Raw genomic sequence first — 21,476 nt, forward strand, 5'->3', positions numbered from 1 at the left:
CAGACCGGGCGATCGAATTTCTAGCGGCGCTAGCTTTGAAAGCGACGCTATGTTAGCGTCGTCCTTGTTCCTAGCAGTGCTAGCCAAGGAGTGCCCGATGCTCGCCCCCCTCGCCTACGGCCTCGCCGTCCTGCTCGACCTGATGATCCTTTTCATCGGAGCCCGCTTCCTGCTCACGCCCCGTACCGCGGCCGCCGGGTACGGCGTCCCCGCCAAGGCCGACGGCGACCCCGCCTACCTGACGATCAAGGGCATCCGCGACGGGACGTACGGCCTGGTCGGCCTCGCCCTGCTGGCCTTCGCCGGCGCGCACGCCGAAGCGTGGTTCATGCTGCTCGTCGCCCTCGCCCCGATCGGGGACACTGTCGTCGTGCTGCGCCACGGCGGCACGAAGGCGGTCGCGTTCGGCATCCACTTCGCCACCGCCGTCGTCGTCCTCATCAGCGCCGCCCTGCTGTTCGCCGTCTGACCCGCCGAACCCCGACCCGCAAGGAGCCCGCCATGTCGCTCGCCGTCCCCGGCTTCACCGATTCCGTGATCGTCCGCTCCGCCGACGCCGAGGTCGTCGGGCGCGCGCCCACCACCGTCCGGCTGCTGGCCGACGCCGGCTCGACCGGCGGCGCCCTGTCCACGCAGCGCGTCACCCTCGCCGACGGCGCCGACGGCGCCAGGCCGCACCACCACGCCGGCTCGGCCGAGCTGTTCTACATGCTCGCCGGCACCGCCCAGCTGCTGTCCGGGGAGCAGGTCGTGACGGCCGAGCGCGGCGACCTCGTGATCGTCCCGCCGGGGCTCGCGCACGCCTTCGCCGCCGCGCCCGGCCACGACGCCGACATCCTCATCGTCATCACTCCGGGCGTCGAGCGGTTCGAGTACTTCCGCCACCTGGAGCGCATCGCCTACGGCAAGCAGCCCCCGGAGTCCCTGCTGGACGTCCAGGAGCTCTACGACACCTACTTCCGCAAAAGCCCCGCCTGGGAAACCGCCCGCCCCTGACCGTTCCGCAACGGCCCTTTCCGCGTGTGCTCATCTGCAAGGTGTTTGCGGGTGGTGGGAGGATTTCGAGCGTGAGATTCGATGACTTCGAGGCCATGGTTCGGGTCTGTGTTGAGCGGCTTGGGGAGAGGGCGGGGCGGCAGTTCGCGGGTATGGCGCGGCGCGGGTTCTGCCTTGAGCGGGCGGCCGGTGGTTCTCAGGCCACCGGTGGGTGTCGGCTCGGCGGGGCTGCGCTGCTCGATCCGGGTACTTCGTGGCCCCGGGCGGGTGGCTATCCGTACTCGTTGTTCGCGGTGCTCGACACCGACGCCCTCGCCCCTTGGCTGGGCGCCGAATTGCCGGTCCGGCCGGGCCTGCTCAACTTCTTCTATTTCGATCCTGACGTGCCGTACGAGGAGTACTCGAAGCTGGATTTCGCGCATGGGACGGGGCTCGTGATCGCCGCCGATCCGGCACGCGCGGTCGAGATGGCGGCGCCCGCGCCGGCCAGGACGTTTCCGCCGACGCCCGTCCGCGCCGCCGAGGTGGTCATGCTCCCGGACATCTGGGACGTCGAGGACGGCGACATCGAGTACGACAAGGACGAGCACTGGGGGGCGAACTCCTTTCTCATGGCACGAATGGAAGAGTTCGACTCCAACACCATGGGCATGCACTGCGCGTTCGGGTGGCCCGACACCTCGTACACGGTTCCGGTGACCGGGCGTGACGACGCGGGGCGTCCCGACGTCCACCTGCTGCAACTCGCGGAGGACGCGGAACTCGAATGGGGCTGGGGCGACGCCGGAACGCTGTACTTCACGATCCCGGCGAAGGCGTTCGCCGAAGGTGACTTCGGTCAGGCGGAGGCCCAGGGAATCTGCGCCTGATCTGGGGGTCAGCGCGCTCGGGCCGCGAATGCGCCCGGAGTGAGGCCGGTGCGGGCGCGGAAGAATTTCGAGAAGTTCGCCGGGTCGTCGAATCCCGTCCGGTGGGCGCATTCGGCGACCGTGATGCGGGTGTGGGCGAGCAGCCTCTTGGCTTCGAGGACCACCCGGTCGTCGATGAACTGCTTGGCGCTGCGGCCGGTCGCTTCGTGCGTCGCGCGGCTGAGAGTGCGCGGGGAGTAGCCCAGCCGGCGGGCGTACCAGGCGACCTCGCGGGAGGTCGCGAAATGCGCCTCGACGGCGGCGGCGTACGCGGTGAATGCCTGCCGTCCGGCGGGCGGCGGGGGCGCGCTGTCACTGGCGCGGAGCAGCAGGACTTCCAGCAGCGCGCGCAGTATCGCGGTGCCGCCGGGGGCCGCGTCGTACTCGCGGCGCAGGTGGTCGGCGGCGAGGCGGACCAGCGCCGGACGTCCGGTCGGCCGCCAGGCGACCGGCCCCAGCGGATCGGCCCCGGGGGAGCCGTTCGGCACGGACTCGGGGCGGAACAGCACGAGCGTTCCGTCCACCCCGGCGATGTCGTCCCAGCGGTGCACGCGGCCCGGACGGATCCACACGATCGTGCCCGGCTCAAGGCGGTGGCGGACGAAATCCACCGTCACGACCCCGTGCCCCGAGTTGACGATCGCGAGCACGTGGAAATCCGCCCGCTGCACCGGAGGACGCTCGCTGCCTGCGGGCATGGCCCGCAGCCGCGCGAACGTGGACACCTCCACGCCGCCGTCCGGCCCGCCGCCGTCCTGGTAGTGCAGCGTGCGGATGGCGGTCCGCTGTCCGTTTTTCACCATAGACAGGCCGGAGCTTACCTGGTCGGCGCCGTGTCCGGTCCCTAGCGTCGAAGGAGATGAAAGGGGACTTCCGATGAACCAGATGGACATGCGTCAGGTGAACGTTCCGGGCGGGCCGCTGCCGGTGTGGGTGCGGGACGGCGAGCCGACCGCGCTGGTGTTCCTCCACTACTGGGGCGGCTCGCACCGCACCTTCGCCCCGGTGATCGACCGCCTCGACGCCGGACGCACCGTCGTGTCCTACGACCACCGGGGCTGGGGAGCGGCCCGCGGACTGCCAGGTCCGTACGGGATCGGGCGGCTCGCGGACGACGTGCTGGACGTCGTCCGCGAGCTCGGCCTCGGCCGGTACGTCCTCGTCGGGCACTCGATGGGCGGGAAGGTCGCCCAGCTGGTCGCGTCGCGGCGGCCCGACGGCCTGGCCGGGCTCGTCCTCGTCGCGCCGGCCCCGCCTCGTCCGGCCGTGGACGCGCAGGCGGCGGACGCGCTGTCGCACGCCTACGACAGCCGCGCGACGGTCGGCGACGCGCTCCAGCACGTGCTGACCCACCGTCCCCTGCCCGCCGACCTGCGGGAACAGGTGCTGGCCGACAGCCTCGCCGCGGACGACGACGCCCGGCTCGCCTGGCCGCTGCACGGCATCACCGAGGACATCGCCGCCGCCGCGGCCGCCATCGACGTCCCGGTGCACATCCTGGCCGGGGAGCACGACCGGGTCGACCCGCCCGCGTCGCTGGAGGCCGACCTCCTGCCCGTCGTCCCGGGCGCGCGCATGACGGTCATCGAGGGCACGGGCCACCTGTCGCCGCTGGAGGCGCCGGCCCGTCTCGCAACCGAGATCGACCGCTTCGCCGCCGCCCTGGCCCCCGCCCGCACCTGACGCACCCGCGGCTCCGGCGGCACGCGACGGCTCCCGCGTGCCGCCGCCGCGTCAGTGACCCTGCTTCTTGAGCTGCTCGTTCAGCTTCTCGATGTAGGGCTCCTGGGCTTTCCAGGGGACGATCCGGCCCGGCAGCCCGTCCGTCCAGCCGGACGCCGTCCGCGAGGGTCCGACGGGATTGTCGCCGCCTCCGAAGCCCGCCCATCCCTCGACGCGCAGCTGCGTGCTCTTCGGGTCCACGACGATCGTCTCGGTGCCCTCGACGCGCGTGCCGGCGTCGTCCATGTACGAGATCCTGAGCCGGTAGCCGCCCGCCGTCCGGCCGAGGTTGTCGATGTGGGGCATCGCCGCCAACGCGCGGTAGGCCGCGGCGCGGACCTTCGGCGGGGCGGGCACCTCGACGAGCACCGCCTGGAGCAGGTTGATGGTGGAGAGCCGCGGCTGCTGCCGGGCGGCCGGAACCGTGGTGCTCTTGAGCAGCGCGGTCCTGAGCCGGCCGGGGTCGGTCGGCAGCCGCTGGACGCGGGTGTAGTCGAGGTCGCTGCCCCTGATCAGCGGCCGCTGCCCGACGCGGCTGACCAGGCCCGGCGCGACGCTGAGCCACGTGCTGCCGTCGCGCCGCGTCCACGTCTCGCTGACGGTGGTGACCTTGCCCAGCTGCTGGACGGTCTTCGTGTGCCAGTAGGTGCCCGAGGCCGCGGGCTTGGACTCCGCGGTGGTCGCGGCCGCCAGCATGACCTGGCGGCCGGACAGGACCGGCTCCTTCTTGTGGGAGTCCGGCGCGGACAGGTCGGAGACGACGACGGCCGCCGCCGCCCCCGCGGCCGCGAGCCCGACCCCGGCCGCGATCCAGCGCGTCCTGCGCCCGGACCTGGGCCTGGCGGGGCCGCCCCGCATCGTGTTCTGGAGCCGGTGCCGGCTGCGGTCGACGGTGTCGGGGGACGGGTCCGGCCCGGCCAGCGCCGTGCCGAGCATCTTCAGTTCATCCACGGAAGGCCTCCGGGCGGATCGCGTCGTGCAGTTTCCTGCGGGCTCGGGAGAGGCGGGAGCCCACCGTGCCCGGCGGGATGCCGAGCGCTTCGGCGACCTCGTCGTACGACAGATCGCCCAGGGCGACGAGGAGCACCACGTCGCGCTCCTCGGGGGAGAGCGCGGCGAGGGCCCTGGCCAGCTGGGGCCGCATGCGCCGGGCCGCCACCTCGGTGACGACGCGGTCCTCGTGGCTGCCGGCCGCGGGGGCGTCGCCCTTGGCCCGCGCCAGGGCCCGGTAGCGGCGCGCCTCCTTGCGCCGGTGCTGCCCGACGAGGTTGGTGGCGATCCCGAGCAGCCAGGCGCGCAGGCTGCCCCGCTCGGGATCGAACCGGTCGCGCTTGCCGAACGCCACGCAGAACGTCTCGGCGGCGATGTCCTCCGCCACCTGGCCGTCCAGGCGGCCGGCGACGTAGCGGTAGACGTCCCGGAAGTACCGGTCGTGGACATCGGTGAACCGTTCCGGATCCCGCCGGAAGCCGGTGGCGATGTCGAGGTCGGTCGGCGACTCGCCCACCTCGGCGGTCACGTACCTGTCCTGGTCATTGCGGACCCTTTCGAGTGTTCGGCCAACGTTCCCCCATACTTCGCCGAACACCGGTTCCGTCTTCGCGACGATCCGGCCCGCCCGTCCGTGGCGCGGACCCGGCGCCGGAGCGCCATGAGGGTGCCGCGCTCGGCGTCAGCGCGTTCGACGCCGGTCGGCGCTCTGTTCCAGGGCGGCCTCGTAGGCGCGCAGCGCGGTGATGACCGTGGCGCGTTCGGCGGGGGCGAGGTCGCGCATGACGCGCTCCCAGGCGGAGGCGCTGCCGGAGAGCCATTCGGTGATCGGCCCGGTGTAGGCGGGGGCGATGGCGACGATGCGGCGGCGGCGGTCGGCGGGGTCGGCGGTGCGCTCCAGGACGCCGGGCCGCGCGAGTTCGCTCACCATCAGGCTGACGGTCGTCGGGGCGACCTCCAGCCGCGCGGCGAGCTCGTTGACGCTCGCCGGGCCGTCGTACTCCAGGTGGGCCAGCAGCGCGAGGTGGCGCGGCGCCAGGTCCAGGCCCTGGAGGGCCGGCGGGACGGGCAGGCGCTTGGCGCGGCCGACGAGCCGCGGCATGAGCAGCAGCAGGGTGCGGACGGCCTCGTCGACGGCCGGACCGCCCGGTCCCGTGGACATCGGGCCCCTCCTCAAGTACCTTTGAAATCAAAGCCTTTGCAGTCAAAGAGAACGGGGACCACTGTGCCGCATCTGACCGCCCACATTCCAGAGGACAGGCTGGCGGGCAACGAGGCCGGGCTGATCGCGGCCCTGACCGAGGCGATCGTCGGCGTATACGGCGAATGGGCCCGCGACCTGGTGGGCGTCCGGCTGGCGGGCGTCCCCGCGGGCCGCTTCGCGCAGGGCGGCAAGGCCGTGGACACCGGCGCCTCGCTGGCCCTGGGCGTCCGCGCCGCCGCCTTCGACCGCCCCGACGCCGCCGAGATCACCGCCCGCCTCGGCGCCGCCCTCACCGACGCGGTCACCGGCGTCCTCGGCGAGGAGTTCCGCGCCGGCACCATGGTGGAACTCGTCGCGTCCCCGCAGGAACGGACCTTCGTCGGCGGCGCCCCCGCCGCCTGACCGCGCGGCGAGGGCCGGCTAGGGGCGGGCCGCCCCGGTCCTCGTCGCCCCGGTCCTCGCCGCCCGGACGCGGCGGCGGGCGAGGTCGTCGGCGGCCCGGGCGGGGGTCTCACCGAGCCGGTCGGCGGTGTCGAACAGGCCGGTGACCGTGTCCTCGATGGCGGCGACGCGGGCCCGCGCCTCGTCGGGGCCGAGCCGGTGGAGCTCCGTCGTGACCGCGTGGATCACCCCGCCCGCGCTGGCGACGTGGTCGGGCACCCAGAGGATCCCGCGCCGGTGCAGCAGGTCGGCCACGCCGGGCGAGGCGAGCTGGTTGTTCGCGGGCCCGACGACGGCCCGGCAGCGCAGCCGCGGCACGACCGGCTCGGTCAGGACGCCGCCGAGGGCGGCGGGGACGAGGAAGTCGGCGTCCGCGTCCAGGATCCGGTCGGGGTCGGTCCAGGCGGCGCCGAGCGCCTCGGCCTTCGGCCGTTTGCCGGGGTCGATGTCGGTGACCGTCAGGTCCGCGCCCTCCGCCGCGAGCAGCCCCGCCAGGTGCTCGCCCACGTGCCCGAGGCCGATCAGGGCGAAGCGGCGGCCGGCCAGGCTCCGGGTGCCGTCCAGGCGGCGGGCGGCGGCGCGCAGTGCGGCGAGCGTCCCCAGCGCGGTGTGCGGGGACGGGTCGCCGCTGCCGCCGTCCCCGGCGGGCCGGCAGAACACGTGCGGCGTGATCTCGCCGATCACCGCCATGTCGGCGGGCGCGGTCCCGACGTCGGGTCCGGCCGAGTACGCCCCGTCCAGCGCGGCGATCGCGTCGCCGACGTCGTGCAGCGCGTCGCGCCGCCGGGGCCCGTCGAGCACCGTCCCCTCGGGGAGCGCGACCACGGTCTTCCCGCCGCCGTTGGCCAGCCCGGCCGCCGCGAACTTCGCGGTCATGGCGGCCGACAGCCGCAGGGCGTCGGCGAGGCCGTCCCGCCAGCCGGGGTACCGCCACATCCGCACGCCGCCGGCGGCCGGGCCGAGCGCCGTCGAATGGACGGCGACGACGATCGGCAGCCCCGAGCGCGGCCCGGTCCGGACGACCACCTGTTCGTGCTCGAACATCGTTCCCCCTCGTTCGCACGCAGTTCGTATCGAGAATCGGACGTATGACCGCGGATTTCCAGGTGGACCGAACGTTTGGCTGAAATCGGTGTTACCTTCCCGGCCATGGACGAACTTGATTCGGGGATCGTGCGGCTTCTCCAGACGGATGCGCGGCAGTCCAACCGGGAGCTCGCCCGCAGGCTCGGCATCGCGCCCTCGACGTGCCTGGAGCGGGTCCGCGCGCTCACCCGCCGGGGCGTGATCCGCGGCTACCACGCCGACATCGACCCCGCCGCCCTGAACCGCCGCGTCCAGGCGCTGGTGTCGATCCAGGTGCGCCCGCTGAGCCGCACCGCGATCGACGCGTTCAAGGAGTTCGCGGGCGGGCTGCCCGAGGTGCTGCGGGTCTTCGTGCTGTCCGGCGACGACGACTTCCTGCTGCACGTCGCCGTCCAGGACCTCGACCACCTGCACGCCTTCCTCGTCGACCGGCTCGCCGGCCGGCGCGAGATCACCGGCTTCCGCTCGTCGGTGATCTTCGAGCAGGTCGCCGACCGCGCCCCCGTCCGGCTGCCGTCCCCCCGGGAGGCGGGCGGGCGCGCGGCGGCTGGGATCATTGACGGGAGCACTGGTCGCAGGTGAGCGGGAGTTGAGGGGGACGGCGTGGAGCTGCTGCACTCGGGGAAGGTCCGGGACGTCTACGCGGACGGGGACGACCTGGTCCTCGTCGCGTCCGACCGGGTGAGCGTGTACGACGTCGTCCTGCCGACGCTGGTCCCGGACAAGGGCAAGATCCTCACCCAGCTGTCGCTGTGGTGGTTCGAGCAGCTCGCCGACGTCGTGCCGAACCACGTGATCTCCGGGACCGACGTGCCGGACGAATGGGCCGGCCGGGCCGTCCGCTGCAAGCGGCTGACGATGCTGCCCGTCGAGTGGATCGCCCGCGGCTACCTCGCCGGGCTCGGGCTCAAGGAGTACGAGAAGGGCGGCACCGTCTCCGGGATCGCGCTGCCGGACGGCCTGGTCGAGGCGTCGAGGCTGCCCGAGCCGATCTTCACGCCGACGACGAAGGCGACCGAGGGGCACGACGAGTTCATCACCTACGACGACGTCGTCGCCGAGATCGGCGCGGACACGGCGGCGCACCTCAAGGACGTCACGCTGGAGGTCTATCGGCGCGGCGCCGCGATCGCGGCCGAGCGCGGCATCATCATCGCCGACACCAAGCTGGAGTTCGGCCGCGCCGCCGACGGCACGCTGGTGCTGGCCGACGAGGTGCTGACGTCCGACTCGTCCCGGTTCTGGCCCGCCGACGAGTGGGAGCCCGGCCGTCCGCAGCGCTCCTATGACAAGCAGTACGTCCGCGACTGGAGCAGCACCCTCGACTGGGACCGCACCCCGCCCGGCCCGGCGATCCCGCAGGACGTCGTGGACGCCACCCGCGCCCGCTACATCGAGGTCTACGAGCGCCTCACCGGCCGCCGCTGGGAGTCCTGACCGGCGGCCGCCGTCGGAGCCCGCCGGCCGCTGACGGTCGGTGACGTCGCGGCGCGGACGGTGAACGCAGGCCGGGGCGCGGGACGTACTGCGAGGTGACGGGCGACTTTCCGGAGCGGAGGGGGCCGTCTGCGTGGGCGTCGAGGACGTGCTCGGTGGCGTGGACCGGGAGGGGCTGACCGTGCTCGGCGCGGTCGCGCTGCCGGGGGCGAGCAGGTCGGTCGGCCTGGCGCGCGGCTTCGTCCGCGGCCTGCTGGCGGGCCTGCCGAACCTGGACGACGTGGTGCTGGCGGTCAGCGAGACGGTCGCGAACGCGGTGACGCACACGGCGTCGGGGCTGGAGGGCGGCCGGGTGGCGGTGGCCGTGGCGGCCGCGCCGGGGACGGTGCGGCTGGAGGTCGCCGACGACGGGGCGTCCGGGGCGCGCCCGTACGTGAAGGAGGACTCCGGCGCGGAGAGCGGGCGGGGCATGCGGATCGTGCAGGGCCTCGCGGCGCGGTGGGGCTACCGGACGGACGGGACGCGGACGGTGGTGTGGGCGGAGTTCCCGGCCCCGGACGCGTGGGTCCGGGGCCGGGGGGACGTCAGCGGCCCCGGTTGAACTGGCGGGTGGGCAGCCGGCGGGCGTTGCGGCGGTTGTTCGCGATCGCCGCCGACCTGAAGTCGGGCTGTTTGTTCTTGCCCTTCTTCGGGTCCTGCTTCGGGTTTCGAGCATGGTCGTTCGTACGCAAGGAAAACCACCTCCGGGCATGGGTGCAGTGCAGCCGTGAAAGGGTGAGAAGAGGCCGGAGGCATGGCGAAAACGCTGGTCACGCGGGTAGGCGTGCACCAGTGGAAATGTTCTCGGAAAGGCGCCTTCGGCGTGGAGGGATGGGGAGCGGGCCCGGCATCAGGCGGGCGGCTCGACCGCGAAGTATCAAAGCTCCATGATCAGGAGTATTGGCGGACGCGGTCCGCGTGTCAACCCCCTTTTTTTCGCCCGTATTCCGATGGCGCGTTCTGTGGGGTACGTGTCGTTGACGCCATGACGCGGCGGGAGCCAGCCTGGAGACATGCACGTCGCGTTCGTGATCTACGAGGGGTTCCAGGGGCTGGACCTGACCGGGCCGTACGAGGTCCTCCAGACGACCGGGCGGTACGAATGCCTGGTCGTGGGGCCGGAGGCGGGCCCGGTGGCGTCCAGCAGCGGGCTGCCCGTGGTCGCCTCCCACGGCATCGGCGCCCTTCCGCCGGACGGGTTCGACACGGTGCTGGTCGTCGGGGGCACCGGCGTCGACCGGGCGCGGGAGGACCCGGCGCTGGTCCGGTGGATCGGGGCGGCGGCGCGGGACGCGCGGCGGGTGGCGGCGGTGTGCAGCGGGGTGATCCTGCTCGCCGAGGCCGGGCTGCTCGACGGCCGCCGCGTCACCAGCCACTGGGGCCGCGAGGCGCAGCTCAGGGCCGAGTATCCGGCGCTGCGCGTCGACTGCGACCCGATCTTCATCCGGGACGGGCGCGTCTGGACGTCCGCGGGCGTCACCGCGGGCATGGACCTCGCGCTCGCGCTGGTCGAGGACGACCACGGCCGCGAGGTCGCGCACGCGGTGGCGCGGGAGCTGGTGATGTTCCTGCGGCGGCCGGGCAGCCAGTCGCAGTTCAGCGTGCCGCTGTGGTCGGCGCAGCCGGCGTCGGACCCGATCCGGGTGGCGGTGACGGCCGTCCAGACCGATCCGGGCGCCCGGCACAGCATCGCCGACCTGGCCGGCTGCTCGGGGCTGAGCCCGCGGCACCTGCAGCGCCGGTTCGCCGCCGAGATGGGGATGCCGCCGTCGGCGTACGTGGAGCGGGTGCGGATCGAGGCGGCGCGGCGGGCGCTGGCCGAGGGGGACGAACCGGTCGAGACGCTGGCGCGACGGCTCGGGTTCGGGACGGGGGAGACGCTGCGGCGGGCGTTCCACCGGCACGTGGGCGTCGCGCCGTCGGACTACCGGGACCGATTCAGAGGAACGAGGGAGTACGCATGACGACCTACGGGCTGCTGGTGTTCGAGGAGGCCGAGGAACTGGACTTCGTGGGGCCGTGGGAGGTGTTCACAGCCTCAGCCATGCTGCGCGAGCAAGGCGACAAGGCGGTCCTGATAGCGGAGCGTCCTGAACCCGTGCGCTGCGCCAAGGGCATGAGGGTCGTCCCCGACCACACCTTGGACGACCATCCCGACCTCGACGTCCTGCTAGTGCCGGGTGGGCGCGGTGCACGCGTGACGCAGATTCACAATGCGGCCGTGACGGGCTGGATAGCGAAGACCGCCGAACGGGCCGACTGGGTGGCGAGCGTGTGCACCGGCTCGATCCTGCTGCACGCGGCGGGCCCGGCCAAGGGACGCCGTGTGGCGACGCACTGGGCGTCCGAGGACGACCTCGAAGCGCGCGGTGACGTGACCGTCGTGCGGGACGCCCGGTACGTCGTCGACGGGAACCTCGTCACGAGCCAGGGGGTGTCGGCCGGAATCGACATGGCGCTATGGCTGGTGGGGCGCCTCCATGGGCGCGACCACGCGCGAGCGGTGCGCCGCTACATCCAGTACGAACCGTCCCCGCCGTACATGGCGGACGAGCCCCTCTAGGCGGGCCGCTCCGGACACGGCATGGTCCCGAATCGGGATCGAACATTCCGCCATACCGGTGATGATCTTCGCTTATCGGCATAATCACGCGAATGGCGATGGCGCTTCCGGTGCGGATCCGCGGCGACGGCGTGCGCGTGGCGGTCGAGACCGACCCCGCGCACGCCCCGCTGCGCGACTTCCTGCTCAACGACCTGGGCGAGGACGTCGCCGCGATCATCCGCGCCAAGGGCCGGCTGAGCGCCGGGCTGGCCGAACGCGACGGGCACCGGCCCTGGCAGGAGCTGTACCGCTTCCACCGGCTCGACTTCGACGGGGCGGTCGTGCACCTGCGCGACGTCGGCGGCTGGTCGTCCTGCGACCTCGACCCCGCCGTGCTGCTGCGCTGCCTGGAGGAGTACCTGGAGCAGGTCGGCGCGGTGCGGCACCGGCAGATGCTGGAGGGCGTGCTCCAGGCGGGCGCGGCGCGCTTCGTCCCCGACCGGGAGCTCCCGGTCGCGTTCCGGGTGGACGGCCCGGGCCGCGTCGCGTGCCTTCCGGCGCCGGGGAACGAGCCGCTGGCCGGGCTGCTCGGCGACGCCGAGTTCGTCCTCGGCCTGGACTGGACGCTGGCCGAGCTGGGCCGCCCGGGCGCGGCCGTGACGTGGCCGGGACGGGTGTTCCGGGTCGACGTCGCCGACGGCGTCGCGACCATCGAGGGCGAGGGCGGCGCCTACCTGTGCCTGGACGCCGAGACGTTCCGGCAGGTCGTGGCCGCGTTCCGGCAGGCGCACACCGACAGCCTGCAGCCCTCGCGGCAGGAGCGCCGCGAACCGGTGGCGGCGGCGCTCGCGCTCGGCGGCTCGTCCCGCCGGACGCGCGGCTGGACGCTCATCCGCACGCCCCGCGCGACGCTGGAGGACGTCGCCGGCCTCACCCCGCATCCCGACGCGTGCCTCCCGCACGGCGTCCTCGGCACCGGGTCCGGCGCGTGCTGGGCCGATCTCGCCGTGCTGGACGAGGCGGGCGGGCGGCTGCGCGGCGGCACCAAGACGTTCATGCCGCGCGGCATCGACGCGGACCGGCTGGCGTCGGACCTTCGGGACGCCCTGGTCCGCGCCCGTCTGCTGCCGTCCGTCCCCGGCGCGTGGGCGTCGTTCGTCGCGGGCGTCCCCGTGCACGGCTACGTCGACCCTGAGGCGGTGCGGCGGCTGCCGTGCGAACCGGTGCAGGTCGAGCGGGTGGCGCAGCACGTCCGGGTGTTCTTCCCGGAGCTGGCCGAGTCCGGCGCCGACCTGGAGGCGGCCGCCTCGCGCGCGGCCGGGACCGCCCGTGCGGTGAGCGGTGCGCCGCACGTCCTGACGGCGTTCCTGCTGCACGACGTGCAGTGCCACCGGCACCACCTCGAGGTCGTCCGCGCGGCGCGTCCCGGGTGGGAGCACACCGGGAACGCCTGCCATCTGAAGCTGGACATCCGGACCGTCCGGCTCGAGCATCTCTGGCTGGACGGCCACGCCTGCGAGATGCCGACCGGCGAGTTCGCACGCGTCCTGGAGGAGTACGAGCGGCTCGCCGCGCTCTGATCCGTCAGGGCGTGGGACGGTGGTATTCCACCTACGCGGAGGTTGCGCATGGCCATGGCGGGACGGCTGATCGACCGGCTCCTCGGGCTCCCCGACGCCACCACCACGGACACCGGCATGGCCCGTGACCTGCGGATCCCCATGCCGGACGGCACGACGCTGGTCGCGGACCTGTACCGGCCGCGCGGCGCAGGCCCGCTGCCCGCCGTGCTCGTCCGCACCCCGTACGGCAAGCGGCAGGGCCTCCTGCGGCTGTTCGCCGGGGTGCTCGCCAGGCGCGGCTTCCAGGTCGTCATACAGAATGTACGTGGCATACACGGGTCGGGCGGCGAGTTCCACGCCTTCCATGACGAGCGCGAAGACGGGCTCGCGACGCTGAAATGGGTCCGCGCCCAGCCCTGGTGCGACGGACGTGTCGCGATGGTCGGCGCCAGCTATCTCGGCTACACGCAATGGGCGATCGCGCCGTACGCGGACCCGCCCCTGGAGGCGATGGGTCTCGGCGTCACCGCGTCCGAATTCGTCAGCTCGTTCTATCCGGGCGGTGCGCTCGCCCTGCACAACACGCTGGTGTGGTCGTCCCTCATGGGAACGCGCGACGAAAGGAAACACCCGCTCCACAACCGCCGCGTAAGGGCCGCTATGCGGCACCTTCCGGTCGGCGAGGCCGACATGGCCGCGATAGGACGAGCCGAGCCGTTCCTACGCGAGGTCACCGGCAACGTCGAAAGCCCCGAGTTCTGGCGGGAGACCGATCACAGCGCGCGCGTGGCCGCGACAACATCGCCCGCGAGCATGGTGGCGGGCTGGTGGGACCTGTTCCTGCGCGGCCAGCTCCGCGACTTCACGGCCCTGCACGACGCCGGACGCCAGGTCCGCATCACCATCGGCCCGTGGGGGCACGACGCCAAGGCACTGCGCGCCGTCCTCATCGACCAGGTGTCGTGGCTGAACGCGCATCTCAACAGGGACGCGGCGGAGCTGCGGCGCGCGCCCGTCCGGCTCTACCTGCAGAAGGCCGACCGCTGGCTCGACTTCCAGCAGTGGCCGCCGCCGGAGACCACCCCGACCCCGCTGTACCTCTCCCACGGCCTCACCTGGGACGAACCGGCGCAGTCCCTGGATCCCGCCGCGTTCACCTACGACCCGCTCGACCCGACGCCGTCCGTGGGCGGGCCGCTGCTCGCGCCCGGCCGGGGCGGGCAGCGCGACAACGGCCGGATCGAGGCGCGCGGCGACGTCGCCGTCCTGACCGGTCCCCGCCTCGAACGCGACCTCGACCTGATCGGCCCGGTGTCGGCGACGCTCCACGTCCGGACCGGCACCGGGCACGCCGACCTGTTCGTCCGGCTCTGCGACGTCGGCCCGGACGGCGTCTCCCGCAACGTCACCGACGGCATGCTCCGCATCGGCGCCGCCCTGGGCGAGACCGTCCGGGCCGAGATCGAGATGCACCCGACCGGCTACCGGTTCCGGCGCGGGCACCGGCTGCGCGTCATGCTCGCGGGCGGCGCGTTCCCGCGCTTCGCCCGCAACCACGGGCGCGGCGAACCCGCCGGACGGGCCGTCGCGTCGCGCCGCGTCCGCATCGAGGTGCTGCGCGGCGCCGGACACCCGTCGGCGCTGCACCTGCCCGTCTGGGCGCCCTGACCTATTCGGCCCTGGCGGCGCGCAGCTCCTCGTACTCCTTGAGGACCTTCTTGCGCGCGCGGGCCGAGAGGCGGTCGATGTAGACCTTGCCTTCGAGGTGGTCGGTCTCGTGCTGGAGGCAGCGCGCGAGCAGGCCCGTCCCCTCGACCGTCACCGGGTCGCCCTTGACGTCGAACCCGCGGACGGCCGCGCGGTCGGGGCGGGCGACGCGGGCGTGCGGGCCCGGCACCGACAGGCACCCCTCCTCGCCGTCGTCGAGCCGCCGGTCCGCGAGGGCGGGCAGCTCCAGCACCGGGTTGACGACCGTCCCGCTGTGCCGCTCGCCGTCCTCGTCGGGGCAGTCGTAGACGAAGATCCGCAGGTCGACGCCGATCTGGTTGGCGGCCAGGCCGACGCCCTCCGCCGCGTACATGCTGGCGAACATGTCGTCGGCGAGCTCCGCCAGCGCCGCGTCGAACTCCTGCACCGGCCGGCACGCCCGGTGCAGGACCGGCGTCCCGACCAGCGTGATCGGCCGCACCTGTCCCGCCATCCGATCTCCTTTCGCGCTCCCCTCCATCCTGGCCCATCCCCGCGGGGCGCCGCGCCGCCGGGACGGCGGAGAGGAACGGCGTCCCCGGGCGGGCCATGGCGGCGCGCGGCGCGTTTTCGCACGACCGTGCAAAAATGCACTCTCCGGACCGGCCGCGGTTTGATCGAATGGTGGGGTCCACTTCGCACGGGAGGCGGCGTCGGCGGTGACGGCCGAGCGCGGGTCTGAACAGCGGCGCGAGCACGTCCGGATCGTCGTGCTCGGGCGGGTCGGCGTGGAGCGCGCCGGCCGGCGCGCGCTGCCCGCCTCCGGGATCGCCCGCGCGCTGCTCGGCACGCTCGTCCTCGCCGGCCTCGCGGGGCTGTCCGGCGTCGGCGACGACACGCTCAAGTCGCTGCTGTGGGGCACCCGCGAGACCGTCGTCTCCGACTCGACGCTCGCCGTCGCGGTGTTCCGGCTGCGCCGCTGGCTGGCCGAGGCCGCCGGGACGGGCGTCGAGGTCGTCCGCACCACCAACGGGTACGCGCTGGAACTGCCCGGCGCCGAGATCGACGCGGCGGTGTTCCGCCGCGCGGTCGCCGACGCGGCGATGCTGCCCGCCGACCGGCGCGCCGGCGCGCTGGAGCGGGCGCTCGGGCTGTGGCGCGGCCGGGCGCTGGAGGACGTCTCGCCCGACGCGGTCGACCGGGCCGCCGTCGACCGGCTGGAGCGCGAGCGGGTCGAGGCCGCGATGGAGCACGCCCGCACGGTGCTCGCCGCGGGCGCCCCCGAGCGGGCCCTGCCCCACCTGGCCCCGCTGGTGCGCGCCGATCCGCTGGACGAGCAGCTGCTCGCCGTGTGGATCGAGGTGCTCGCGTCGTGCGGGCGGCAGGCCGAGGCCCTCGAAGCCTTCGCGGAGGCGCGGGCCCGGCTGCACGACCAGCTCGGCGTCGACCCCGGGCCCGAACTGCGGGACGTCCACCTGCGCGTGCTGCGGCAGGAGACCGGCCCCGCCGGTGAGCGCGGCGGCGACCGCCCCCCGCAGCGCGCCGACCAGCGCGCCGACCGGCGTGCCGGCACCGGGCGGGTCCGTCCTGAACGGCCGAGCCAGCTCCCGCCCGCCGTGCCCGACTTCACCGGACGCGGCGACCAGATCGACGGCATGCTCGCGCTGCTGTCGGCCGGCGACGGCGACGCGCCCGTCTCGGTGTCGGCCGTCGCCGGGATGGGCGGCATCGGCAAGACGACCCTCGCCGTGCACATCGCGCACCGCCTTCGCGACGCCTTCCCCGACGGCCAGCTCTTCGTGGACCTGCGCGGAGCCGAACGCGACCCCGCCGACCCGGCCGAGGTGCTCGGCCGGTTCCTGCGCGCCCTCGGCGTGGACGCCGCCGCCGTCCCGGAGAGCCCCGGCGAGCGCGCCGCGCTGTACCGCAGCGTCCTCGCCGACCGGCGCATCCTCGTCGTGCTCGACAACGCCGCCGACGAGACGCAGGTCGAGCCGCTGCTGCCCGGCGGCCGGCTGTCCCGCGCGCTCATCACCAGCCGGACCCGGCTCACCGCGCTGCCCGGCGCGCGGCTCATCGAGCTGGACGTGCTGACCCCCGCGCAGGCGATCGACCTGCTCGTCCACATCGTCGGCCCGGACCGTGTCGCCGCCGAGCCGGAGGCCGCCGCGACGCTCGCCCGGATGTGCGGTCACCTGCCGCTGGCGCTGCGGGTCGCCGGCGCCCGGCTCGCCGCCAAGACGCACTGGAGCATCGCCGGGTTCGTCCGCCGGATGCGCGAGCAGGGCCGGCTGGACGAGCTGACGCAGCGCGGCCTCAGCGTCCGCACCACCCTGCACCTCAGCTACCAGGGCCTCGACCCCGGCACGCGGCGGCTGTACCGGCTGCTCGGCCTGCTCGACGCGCCCGACTTCGCCTGCTGGACCGCGGCGGCGCTGCTCGGTCTCCCGCCCGCCGAGGTCGGCGAGCTGCTGGAGACGCTCGTCGACGCGCAGCTGCTGGACGCGACCGGCCCGCCCGCGGTCCCCGGAGCGCGGCCGCCCGCCGCCGGGGCCGGGCCCGCCGACGCCGAGGTGCCCGGGGTCGTCCGCTACCGGTTCCACGACCTCGTCCGCGACCACGCCCGCGAGCTGTGCCACGACGAGGACGGCCCGGACGAGCGCGCCGCGGCGCTGCGCCGCGTCGCCGGCGGCTGGCTGTACCTGGCCGACCGGATGGTGGAGATGGTCACCGGCGGCGGCGACGTCCCCGGCGCGGGCGGCGCGGCCCGCCACCCGCTGGACGACGCGACGATCGGCTGGTCCCTGCGCCACCCGGCGGCGTGGATGGAGGCCGAGCGGCTCGCGCTCACCGCCGCCGTCCGGCAGGCCGCGCGGCTCGGCGAGTCCGAGCCGTCCTGGGAGCTCGCGGTCCGCGCGGGCGTCCTGCTGCAGCCGGTGCACCACACCGACCAGTGGCAGCAGGTCATCGCCGACGCGCTCCCGGTCGTCCGGGCGGCCCGCGACCTGCGCGGCGAGGCGGCGCTGCTGGAGCGCACCACCGAGCTGGCGTGCGCGCGCCGCGACTACGACCGGGCGCTGCGCTCCGTCCGGGACGCGCTGCGGCTGTTCGAGGAGACCGGCGACCCGCACGGCACCGCGCTCGCGCTCCGCCAGCTCGCCACCGTGCACCGGATGCTCGGGCGGTTCGGCGACGCCGAGGCAGGCGGCCGGCGTGCCCGCGAGCTGTTCCGGCGGGCGGGCGACGTCGCGGGCGAGTCCCACGCCGTGCTGGTGATCGGCTGCGCCCAGTACGAGCGCGGCGCCGCCGAGGACGCGGTCGGCGTCCTCACCGCGGCCCGCGACCTGGCCCGCCGCGCCCGCTACACCAGCGTCGAGCTGCAGGCGGTGTACTGGATCGGGCAGGCGCTGCTGGCCCTCGGCCGGCCCGGCGAGGCCCGGCCGCTGTTCGAGCACATCCGCGAGGAGGGCACCGCGGCGGGCAGCCGGCTCGTCGGGATGTACGCCGCGCACGGTCTCGGCTGCACGAGCTTCGCGCTCGGCCGCACCGAGGAGGCCGAGCGGTCGCTGCGGCTGGCGCTGGGCCTCGCCGAGGAGCGCGCGGACCCGCTGATGCGCGCGCGCATCCTGTACGTCCTGGCGGACCTGCACTGGGACCGCGGCGACCTCCCGGCGGCGCGGCGGCTGCTGGAACGCGCCCTGAAGCTGGCCACCGAGGTGTCGGTGCCGCTGTGGCGGGCCAAGTGCCTGTTCCTGCTCGGTGCCCTCCTCGACGTGGCCGGCCCCGGCGAGGGCGGCCCGGGTGAAGGCGGCCCCGGCGAGGGCGGCGGCGCCCCCGCCGACCCGCGCCGCGAGGCGCTGGAGATCTTCGAGGCGCTCGGCGTCCCCACCGAGGCCGGCTCGGTCGCGCACCTGCTGTGGTGACCGCCGCGGCGGGCGACGGACCGACCCCCGTGCGGTCCGTCCCGGGCCCCGGGCGGACGCGCCGCCGCGGTGCGGTCGATCTCCACGGCGGCAACGCTAGGCCGACCGGATTACACCTCGCTTACACCTGCCGCCGCGCTTACACCTGCCTCCGTTTACACCTGCCTCCGCATCCGAACCGATCGCCCGCATCGGCCGTCCGTGCGCGCGGAAGGAGGTGCGGCGCTGCGGAGCGTGTTCCGTTCGTCGCACACAGTGCACCGTTCGTCGACGCGTGCGGTTGAAGCCTCGATCGGCCGGTGAGGGGGTCGCTACCTTCTTCTCATCCGCCGGGCGCCCCGCGCCGAAGCCGCTTCGGGGGGAGCGGCCGTCCCCAGTGCGCGTTCCGGGCCGGCCCGCGGAACGGGGGGAGAGGGGTCACTCTGGGGGGAGTGGCCCCTCTCCGTAGTTATCCCCCGCTTAGCGTTTTTCGCCGCTTTGTAACTTCGCTATAAGAGCGCCGGCTCCAAGACGTCGCCGCATAAGCAGCGCCGGGCGGCCGGACGGCCCACAATTCTGGCACCCGCGCAGACCCACCCGCTCGCGGCTCCCGCTAGTGAAGGGCACGTCCCGATGAACAGGAATCTCGCCAATTCGCTCCGGCTCCTCCCCGTGGCCGCCGCCCTCGCCGCCGGCGCCGCCATGGCGCCGGCCGCGAGCGCCGCCGCGCCGGCGAAACCGGCGAGCGCCATAAGGCTCGCCGACAATCCGTATCAGCGCGGTCCCGCGCCGACCGAGGCGAGCATCACCGCGGAGAAGGGCCCCTTCGCCATCGACACGATTCCCGTTCCGGCGGGCAGCGGGACCGGCTTCAACAAGGGCACCATCTACGCCCCGACCGACACGAGCCAGGGCACCTTCGGGGCGATCGTCGTCTCGCCCGGATTCGTCTCCCCGGAGGCGTGGATCTCCTGGTACGGGCCGCGCCTGGCCTCGCAGGGCTTCGTCGTCATGACGCTGGAGACCAACAGCCTCGTCGACGTCCCCGCCGCCCGCGGCGAACAGCTGCTCGCCGCGCTCGACTGGCTGACCGGCAAGAGCACCGTCAAGAACCGCATCGACGCGAGCCGCACCGCCGTCATGGGCCATTCCATGGGCGGCGGCGGGACGCTCGAGGCCGCCAACAAGCGGCCGTCGCTCAAGGCCGACATCCCGCTCGCGCCGTGGGACACGAACTACACCTTCCCGAACATCGCGACCCCGACCCTGATCATGGGCGCGGACAACGACTTCATCGCGCCCGCCTCGTCGATGGCCGAGTCGTACTACAACAACATCAAGACGGCGCCGGAAAAGGCGTACCTGCTGCTGAAGAACGCCGGGCACATGACCTTCGTCTCGCCGAACACGACCATCGCGAAGTACTCCATCGCGTGGATGAAGCGGTTCGTCGACAATGACACCCGCTACGACCAGTTCCTCTGCCCGGCGCCGAAGCCGGACGCCGGCATCGCGAAATACCTCGACACCTGCCCGAACGGCTGACCCCGCCCCGGGACGGCGGCGGTGCCCCGGCGCCGCCGCCGTCCCGTCTGCGCGGTCAGGCGGGTGACAGGCGCCGGTCGCCGGAGTCGAGGCGGACCAGGTGGTGCAGCAGGAGCAGCAGCTCGATCCGGCGGTCCGGGTCCAGCATGACGCCGCCGAGGCTCTCCTCCAGCCGCCGTATCCGGTACCGGACGGTCTGCTCGTGCACCAGCAGCCGCTCCGCCGCCGCCACCGCGTTGTCGCGGCACTCCATGTAGGTCAGCAGCGTCCGCGACAGCGCGTCCCGGCGGTGCGGCGCGAGGTCCATCAGCGGCCCGAGCCGGGCGGCCAGCGCCACGTCCAGCAGCTCCTCGCTCTGCGCCGCGACCAGGCTCGGCAGATGGTCCAGGCAGCGCAGCGGCTCCTTGCCGGGCAGCACGCCGCGCTCGATCAGCGCGAGCGCCCGCCGCGCCCAGCGCAGCGACAGCGCGGCCCGCGCCGGCGGGACGGTCGGCCCGATCGCCGCCGCGCGCGTCCCCGTGATCGCCGCCGGCAGCCGGTCCTGGCCGGGGCCGTCCGGATCGGGGCAGATGACGTACGGGTCGGCGGCGTCCCAGTCGGCCAGGAACGCCGGCGGTAGCACCGGGACGGCCTGCCCGGGATCGAGGCGGAACGCGACCACCGCGAGCGTCCGCGGCACCTGCCAGCCCGCCGCCCGCGCCAGCTCCCCGATCGCCTCGTCGCTGGCCGGCGGGTCCATGACCAGCAGGTCGCGCAGCCGGCGGCGGAACCGCTCGCGCTCGCCCGCCAGCTCGCCCTGCGCCCGCGCGTACCCCTGCGCGGCCGCGCCCGCGATCCGCTCCAGGAACACGAACAGCGACTCGGTGATCTTGCCGAGGGTGTCCAGCGACCAGCCGAGCCGCCGCGCGTCCTTGATGAACCGGCGGCAGGCGACCTGCCCGCTGACCCGGATCGCGGTCTGCAGGCCGTCCAGGCTGCGGCCCTTGCGCGCCTCGTACGCGCCGATCCCCTCGAAGATCCCGGTGACCGTGCCCCAGTCGATGTCGGGCCGGCCGATGGCGTCCACGAACTGCCGGACGCTCTGCTCGACGGCCCACCGCATCCGGCGGCCGTAGCGGCTGTCCGGCGGCCGCGCGTACTCGGGGACGAGGCCCTGGATCTCGCCGACCATCTCGGCCGCCGCCGCCTCCAGGTGCGGCCGCAGCGGATCGGCGAGCCCGGCGGGCACGCCGGACAGCGGGAACTCCGAAGCGCCGGACCGGGACGAGGATCCGGACGCGGGCGAGGACGACGACGCGGACCCGGGCGAGGCGGCGGAACGGGCGGACCGGCTCAAGGCACCCTCCTGGAACTCGCGACCCCGAAGCCACTGGGGCCTTCCAGGGTCCGCCCCGCGGCGGCCCGGCGCTAGGC

Annotated in this window: 22 protein-coding genes; 14 read left to right on the forward strand and 8 right to left on the reverse strand. The window is 74.2% G+C overall.

The features are described from left to right. The first annotated feature begins 97 nt into the window (after positions 1 to 97). The 3 genes from QP089_RS04860 (at position 98) to QP089_RS04870 (ending at position 1,865) form a co-directional block, all read left to right on the forward strand. Complete coding sequence (locus QP089_RS04860) at positions 98 to 469, forward strand: DUF4267 domain-containing protein (RefSeq protein ID WP_285910060.1); 372 nt, start codon at positions 98 to 100, stop codon at positions 467 to 469. 32 nt (positions 470 to 501) lie between these two features. After that, positions 502 to 996 (forward strand): cupin domain-containing protein, encoded by a 495-nt coding sequence (locus tag QP089_RS04865; protein WP_285910061.1) that lies wholly within the window; start codon positions 502 to 504, stop codon positions 994 to 996. Positions 997 to 1,067: 71 nt separating this feature from the next. After that, positions 1,068 to 1,865 (forward strand): DUF1963 domain-containing protein, encoded by a 798-nt coding sequence (locus QP089_RS04870; protein ID WP_285910062.1) that lies wholly within the window; start codon positions 1,068 to 1,070, stop codon positions 1,863 to 1,865. A gap of 8 nt (positions 1,866 to 1,873) precedes the next feature. On the opposite strand, the gene QP089_RS04875 is transcribed toward QP089_RS04870, so the two are convergent. Beyond that, positions 1,874 to 2,707 (reverse strand): helix-turn-helix domain-containing protein, encoded by an 834-nt coding sequence (locus tag QP089_RS04875; RefSeq protein ID WP_285910063.1) that lies wholly within the window; start codon positions 2,705 to 2,707, stop codon positions 1,874 to 1,876. Positions 2,708 to 2,780: 73 nt separating this feature from the next. On the opposite strand from QP089_RS04875, the gene QP089_RS04880 reads away from it, so the two are divergent. After that, positions 2,781 to 3,587 carry an alpha/beta fold hydrolase gene (locus QP089_RS04880; protein ID WP_285910064.1) on the forward strand — a complete coding sequence of 269 codons (807 nt, stop codon included), beginning with the start codon at positions 2,781 to 2,783 and terminating at the stop codon, positions 3,585 to 3,587. Positions 3,588 to 3,638: 51 nt separating this feature from the next. Here QP089_RS04880 and QP089_RS04885 read toward each other — a convergent pair whose 3' ends face one another. The 3 genes from QP089_RS04885 to QP089_RS04895 all read right to left on the reverse strand — a co-directional run bounded on the left by QP089_RS04885 (position 3,639) and on the right by QP089_RS04895 (position 5,778). Then, the gene (locus QP089_RS04885) at positions 3,639 to 4,577 is read right to left on the reverse strand and encodes a CU044_5270 family protein (RefSeq protein ID WP_285910065.1); all 939 of its coding nucleotides are present in this window, start codon (positions 4,575 to 4,577) and stop codon (positions 3,639 to 3,641) included. Beyond that, positions 4,570 to 5,145: an RNA polymerase sigma factor gene (locus QP089_RS04890; RefSeq protein ID WP_285910066.1), complete on the reverse strand. Its 576-nt coding sequence runs from the start codon at positions 5,143 to 5,145 to the stop codon at positions 4,570 to 4,572. Before QP089_RS04890 ends, QP089_RS04885 begins: the two co-directional genes overlap by 8 nt. Before the next feature lie 153 nt (positions 5,146 to 5,298). Next, entirely contained in the window at positions 5,299 to 5,778 is a 480-nt protein-coding gene (locus QP089_RS04895) for a MarR family winged helix-turn-helix transcriptional regulator (RefSeq protein ID WP_285910067.1), read from the reverse strand. 63 nt (positions 5,779 to 5,841) lie between these two features. Between QP089_RS04895 and QP089_RS04900 the strand changes: the two genes are divergently transcribed. Beyond that, on the forward strand, positions 5,842 to 6,222 hold the full coding sequence (locus tag QP089_RS04900; protein ID WP_285910068.1) for a tautomerase family protein: 381 nt from the start codon (positions 5,842 to 5,844) through the stop codon (positions 6,220 to 6,222). An 18-nt stretch (positions 6,223 to 6,240) separates the two neighbouring features. On the opposite strand, the gene QP089_RS04905 is transcribed toward QP089_RS04900, so the two are convergent. Further along, positions 6,241 to 7,305, reverse strand: a complete 1,065-nt coding sequence (locus tag QP089_RS04905; protein ID WP_285910069.1) for a Glu/Leu/Phe/Val dehydrogenase family protein — start codon at positions 7,303 to 7,305, stop codon at positions 6,241 to 6,243. A 105-nt stretch (positions 7,306 to 7,410) separates the two neighbouring features. On the opposite strand from QP089_RS04905, the gene QP089_RS04910 reads away from it, so the two are divergent. From QP089_RS04910 to QP089_RS04920, 3 genes are all read left to right on the forward strand, one after another. Then, positions 7,411 to 7,929, forward strand: a complete 519-nt coding sequence (locus QP089_RS04910; RefSeq protein WP_285910070.1) for an Lrp/AsnC family transcriptional regulator — start codon at positions 7,411 to 7,413, stop codon at positions 7,927 to 7,929. A gap of 21 nt (positions 7,930 to 7,950) precedes the next feature. After that, positions 7,951 to 8,784 carry a phosphoribosylaminoimidazolesuccinocarboxamide synthase gene (locus tag QP089_RS04915; RefSeq protein WP_285910071.1) on the forward strand — a complete coding sequence of 278 codons (834 nt, stop codon included), beginning with the start codon at positions 7,951 to 7,953 and terminating at the stop codon, positions 8,782 to 8,784. A 133-nt stretch (positions 8,785 to 8,917) separates the two neighbouring features. Beyond that, on the forward strand, positions 8,918 to 9,385 hold the full coding sequence (locus tag QP089_RS04920) for an ATP-binding protein (RefSeq protein WP_285910072.1): 468 nt from the start codon (positions 8,918 to 8,920) through the stop codon (positions 9,383 to 9,385). Here the strand turns inward: QP089_RS04920 and QP089_RS04925 are convergent. Continuing rightward, on the reverse strand, positions 9,369 to 9,515 hold the full coding sequence (locus tag QP089_RS04925; RefSeq protein ID WP_285910074.1) for a hypothetical protein: 147 nt from the start codon (positions 9,513 to 9,515) through the stop codon (positions 9,369 to 9,371). The two genes, QP089_RS04920 and QP089_RS04925, sit on opposite strands and share 17 nt — an antisense overlap. Before the next feature lie 321 nt (positions 9,516 to 9,836). On the opposite strand from QP089_RS04925, the gene QP089_RS04930 reads away from it, so the two are divergent. The 4 genes from QP089_RS04930 to QP089_RS04945 all read left to right on the forward strand — a co-directional run bounded on the left by QP089_RS04930 (position 9,837) and on the right by QP089_RS04945 (position 14,598). Next, on the forward strand, positions 9,837 to 10,787 hold the full coding sequence (locus QP089_RS04930; RefSeq protein WP_285910075.1) for a GlxA family transcriptional regulator: 951 nt from the start codon (positions 9,837 to 9,839) through the stop codon (positions 10,785 to 10,787). Next, positions 10,784 to 11,386 carry a DJ-1/PfpI family protein gene (locus QP089_RS04935; protein WP_285910076.1) on the forward strand — a complete coding sequence of 201 codons (603 nt, stop codon included), beginning with the start codon at positions 10,784 to 10,786 and terminating at the stop codon, positions 11,384 to 11,386. Before QP089_RS04930 ends, QP089_RS04935 begins: the two co-directional genes overlap by 4 nt. 92 nt (positions 11,387 to 11,478) lie before the next feature. After that, positions 11,479 to 12,948, forward strand: a complete 1,470-nt coding sequence (locus QP089_RS04940) for a hypothetical protein (protein ID WP_285910077.1) — start codon at positions 11,479 to 11,481, stop codon at positions 12,946 to 12,948. Positions 12,949 to 12,996: 48 nt separating this feature from the next. Continuing rightward, entirely contained in the window at positions 12,997 to 14,598 is a 1,602-nt protein-coding gene (locus tag QP089_RS04945; protein WP_285910079.1) for a CocE/NonD family hydrolase, read from the forward strand. A 1-nt stretch (position 14,599) separates the two neighbouring features. On the opposite strand, the gene def is transcribed toward QP089_RS04945, so the two are convergent. Beyond that, positions 14,600 to 15,130, reverse strand: a complete 531-nt coding sequence (gene def, locus QP089_RS04950) for a peptide deformylase (protein ID WP_285910080.1) — start codon at positions 15,128 to 15,130, stop codon at positions 14,600 to 14,602. A gap of 205 nt (positions 15,131 to 15,335) precedes the next feature. On the opposite strand from def, the gene QP089_RS04955 reads away from it, so the two are divergent. Both QP089_RS04955 and QP089_RS04960 read left to right on the forward strand, forming a co-directional pair. Beyond that, positions 15,336 to 18,539, forward strand: coding sequence for an AfsR/SARP family transcriptional regulator (locus tag QP089_RS04955; protein WP_285910081.1), 3,204 nt, complete (start codon positions 15,336 to 15,338; stop codon positions 18,537 to 18,539). Between the two features lie 612 nt (positions 18,540 to 19,151). Continuing rightward, positions 19,152 to 20,063: an alpha/beta hydrolase family protein gene (locus tag QP089_RS04960; protein WP_285910083.1), complete on the forward strand. Its 912-nt coding sequence runs from the start codon at positions 19,152 to 19,154 to the stop codon at positions 20,061 to 20,063. A gap of 55 nt (positions 20,064 to 20,118) precedes the next feature. Here the strand turns inward: QP089_RS04960 and QP089_RS04965 are convergent, their stop codons facing one another. Next, positions 20,119 to 21,399, reverse strand: a complete 1,281-nt coding sequence (locus tag QP089_RS04965) for a PucR family transcriptional regulator (RefSeq protein WP_285910084.1) — start codon at positions 21,397 to 21,399, stop codon at positions 20,119 to 20,121. Positions 21,400 to 21,476: the final 77 nt, after the last annotated feature.

This window comes from Actinomadura opuntiae, assembly GCF_030283205.1.
Taxonomy (GTDB): Bacteria; Actinomycetota; Actinomycetes; order Streptosporangiales; family Streptosporangiaceae; genus Spirillospora.

Excerpts from the sequence above, each read along its gene's own strand:
- QP089_RS04860 (WP_285910060.1), top strand. The coding sequence starts at position 98 with ATGCTCGCCCCCCTCGCCTACGGCCTCGCCGTCCTGCTCGACCTGATG.
- QP089_RS04865 (WP_285910061.1), top strand. The coding sequence starts at position 502 with ATGTCGCTCGCCGTCCCCGGCTTCACCGATTCCGTGATCGTCCGCTCC.
- QP089_RS04875 (WP_285910063.1), bottom strand. The coding sequence starts at position 2,707 with ATGGTGAAAAACGGACAGCGGACCGCCATCCGCACGCTGCACTACCAG.
- QP089_RS04880 (WP_285910064.1), top strand. The coding sequence starts at position 2,781 with ATGAACCAGATGGACATGCGTCAGGTGAACGTTCCGGGCGGGCCGCTG.
- QP089_RS04895 (WP_285910067.1), bottom strand. The coding sequence starts at position 5,778 with ATGTCCACGGGACCGGGCGGTCCGGCCGTCGACGAGGCCGTCCGCACC.
- QP089_RS04905 (WP_285910069.1), bottom strand. The coding sequence starts at position 7,305 with ATGTTCGAGCACGAACAGGTGGTCGTCCGGACCGGGCCGCGCTCGGGG.
- QP089_RS04910 (WP_285910070.1), top strand. The coding sequence starts at position 7,411 with ATGGACGAACTTGATTCGGGGATCGTGCGGCTTCTCCAGACGGATGCG.
- QP089_RS04930 (WP_285910075.1), top strand. The coding sequence starts at position 9,837 with ATGCACGTCGCGTTCGTGATCTACGAGGGGTTCCAGGGGCTGGACCTG.
- QP089_RS04935 (WP_285910076.1), top strand. The coding sequence starts at position 10,784 with ATGACGACCTACGGGCTGCTGGTGTTCGAGGAGGCCGAGGAACTGGAC.
- QP089_RS04940 (WP_285910077.1), top strand. The coding sequence starts at position 11,479 with ATGGCGATGGCGCTTCCGGTGCGGATCCGCGGCGACGGCGTGCGCGTG.
- QP089_RS04945 (WP_285910079.1), top strand. The coding sequence starts at position 12,997 with ATGGCCATGGCGGGACGGCTGATCGACCGGCTCCTCGGGCTCCCCGAC.
- def (WP_285910080.1), bottom strand. The coding sequence starts at position 15,130 with ATGGCGGGACAGGTGCGGCCGATCACGCTGGTCGGGACGCCGGTCCTG.
- QP089_RS04960 (WP_285910083.1), top strand. The coding sequence starts at position 19,152 with ATGAACAGGAATCTCGCCAATTCGCTCCGGCTCCTCCCCGTGGCCGCC.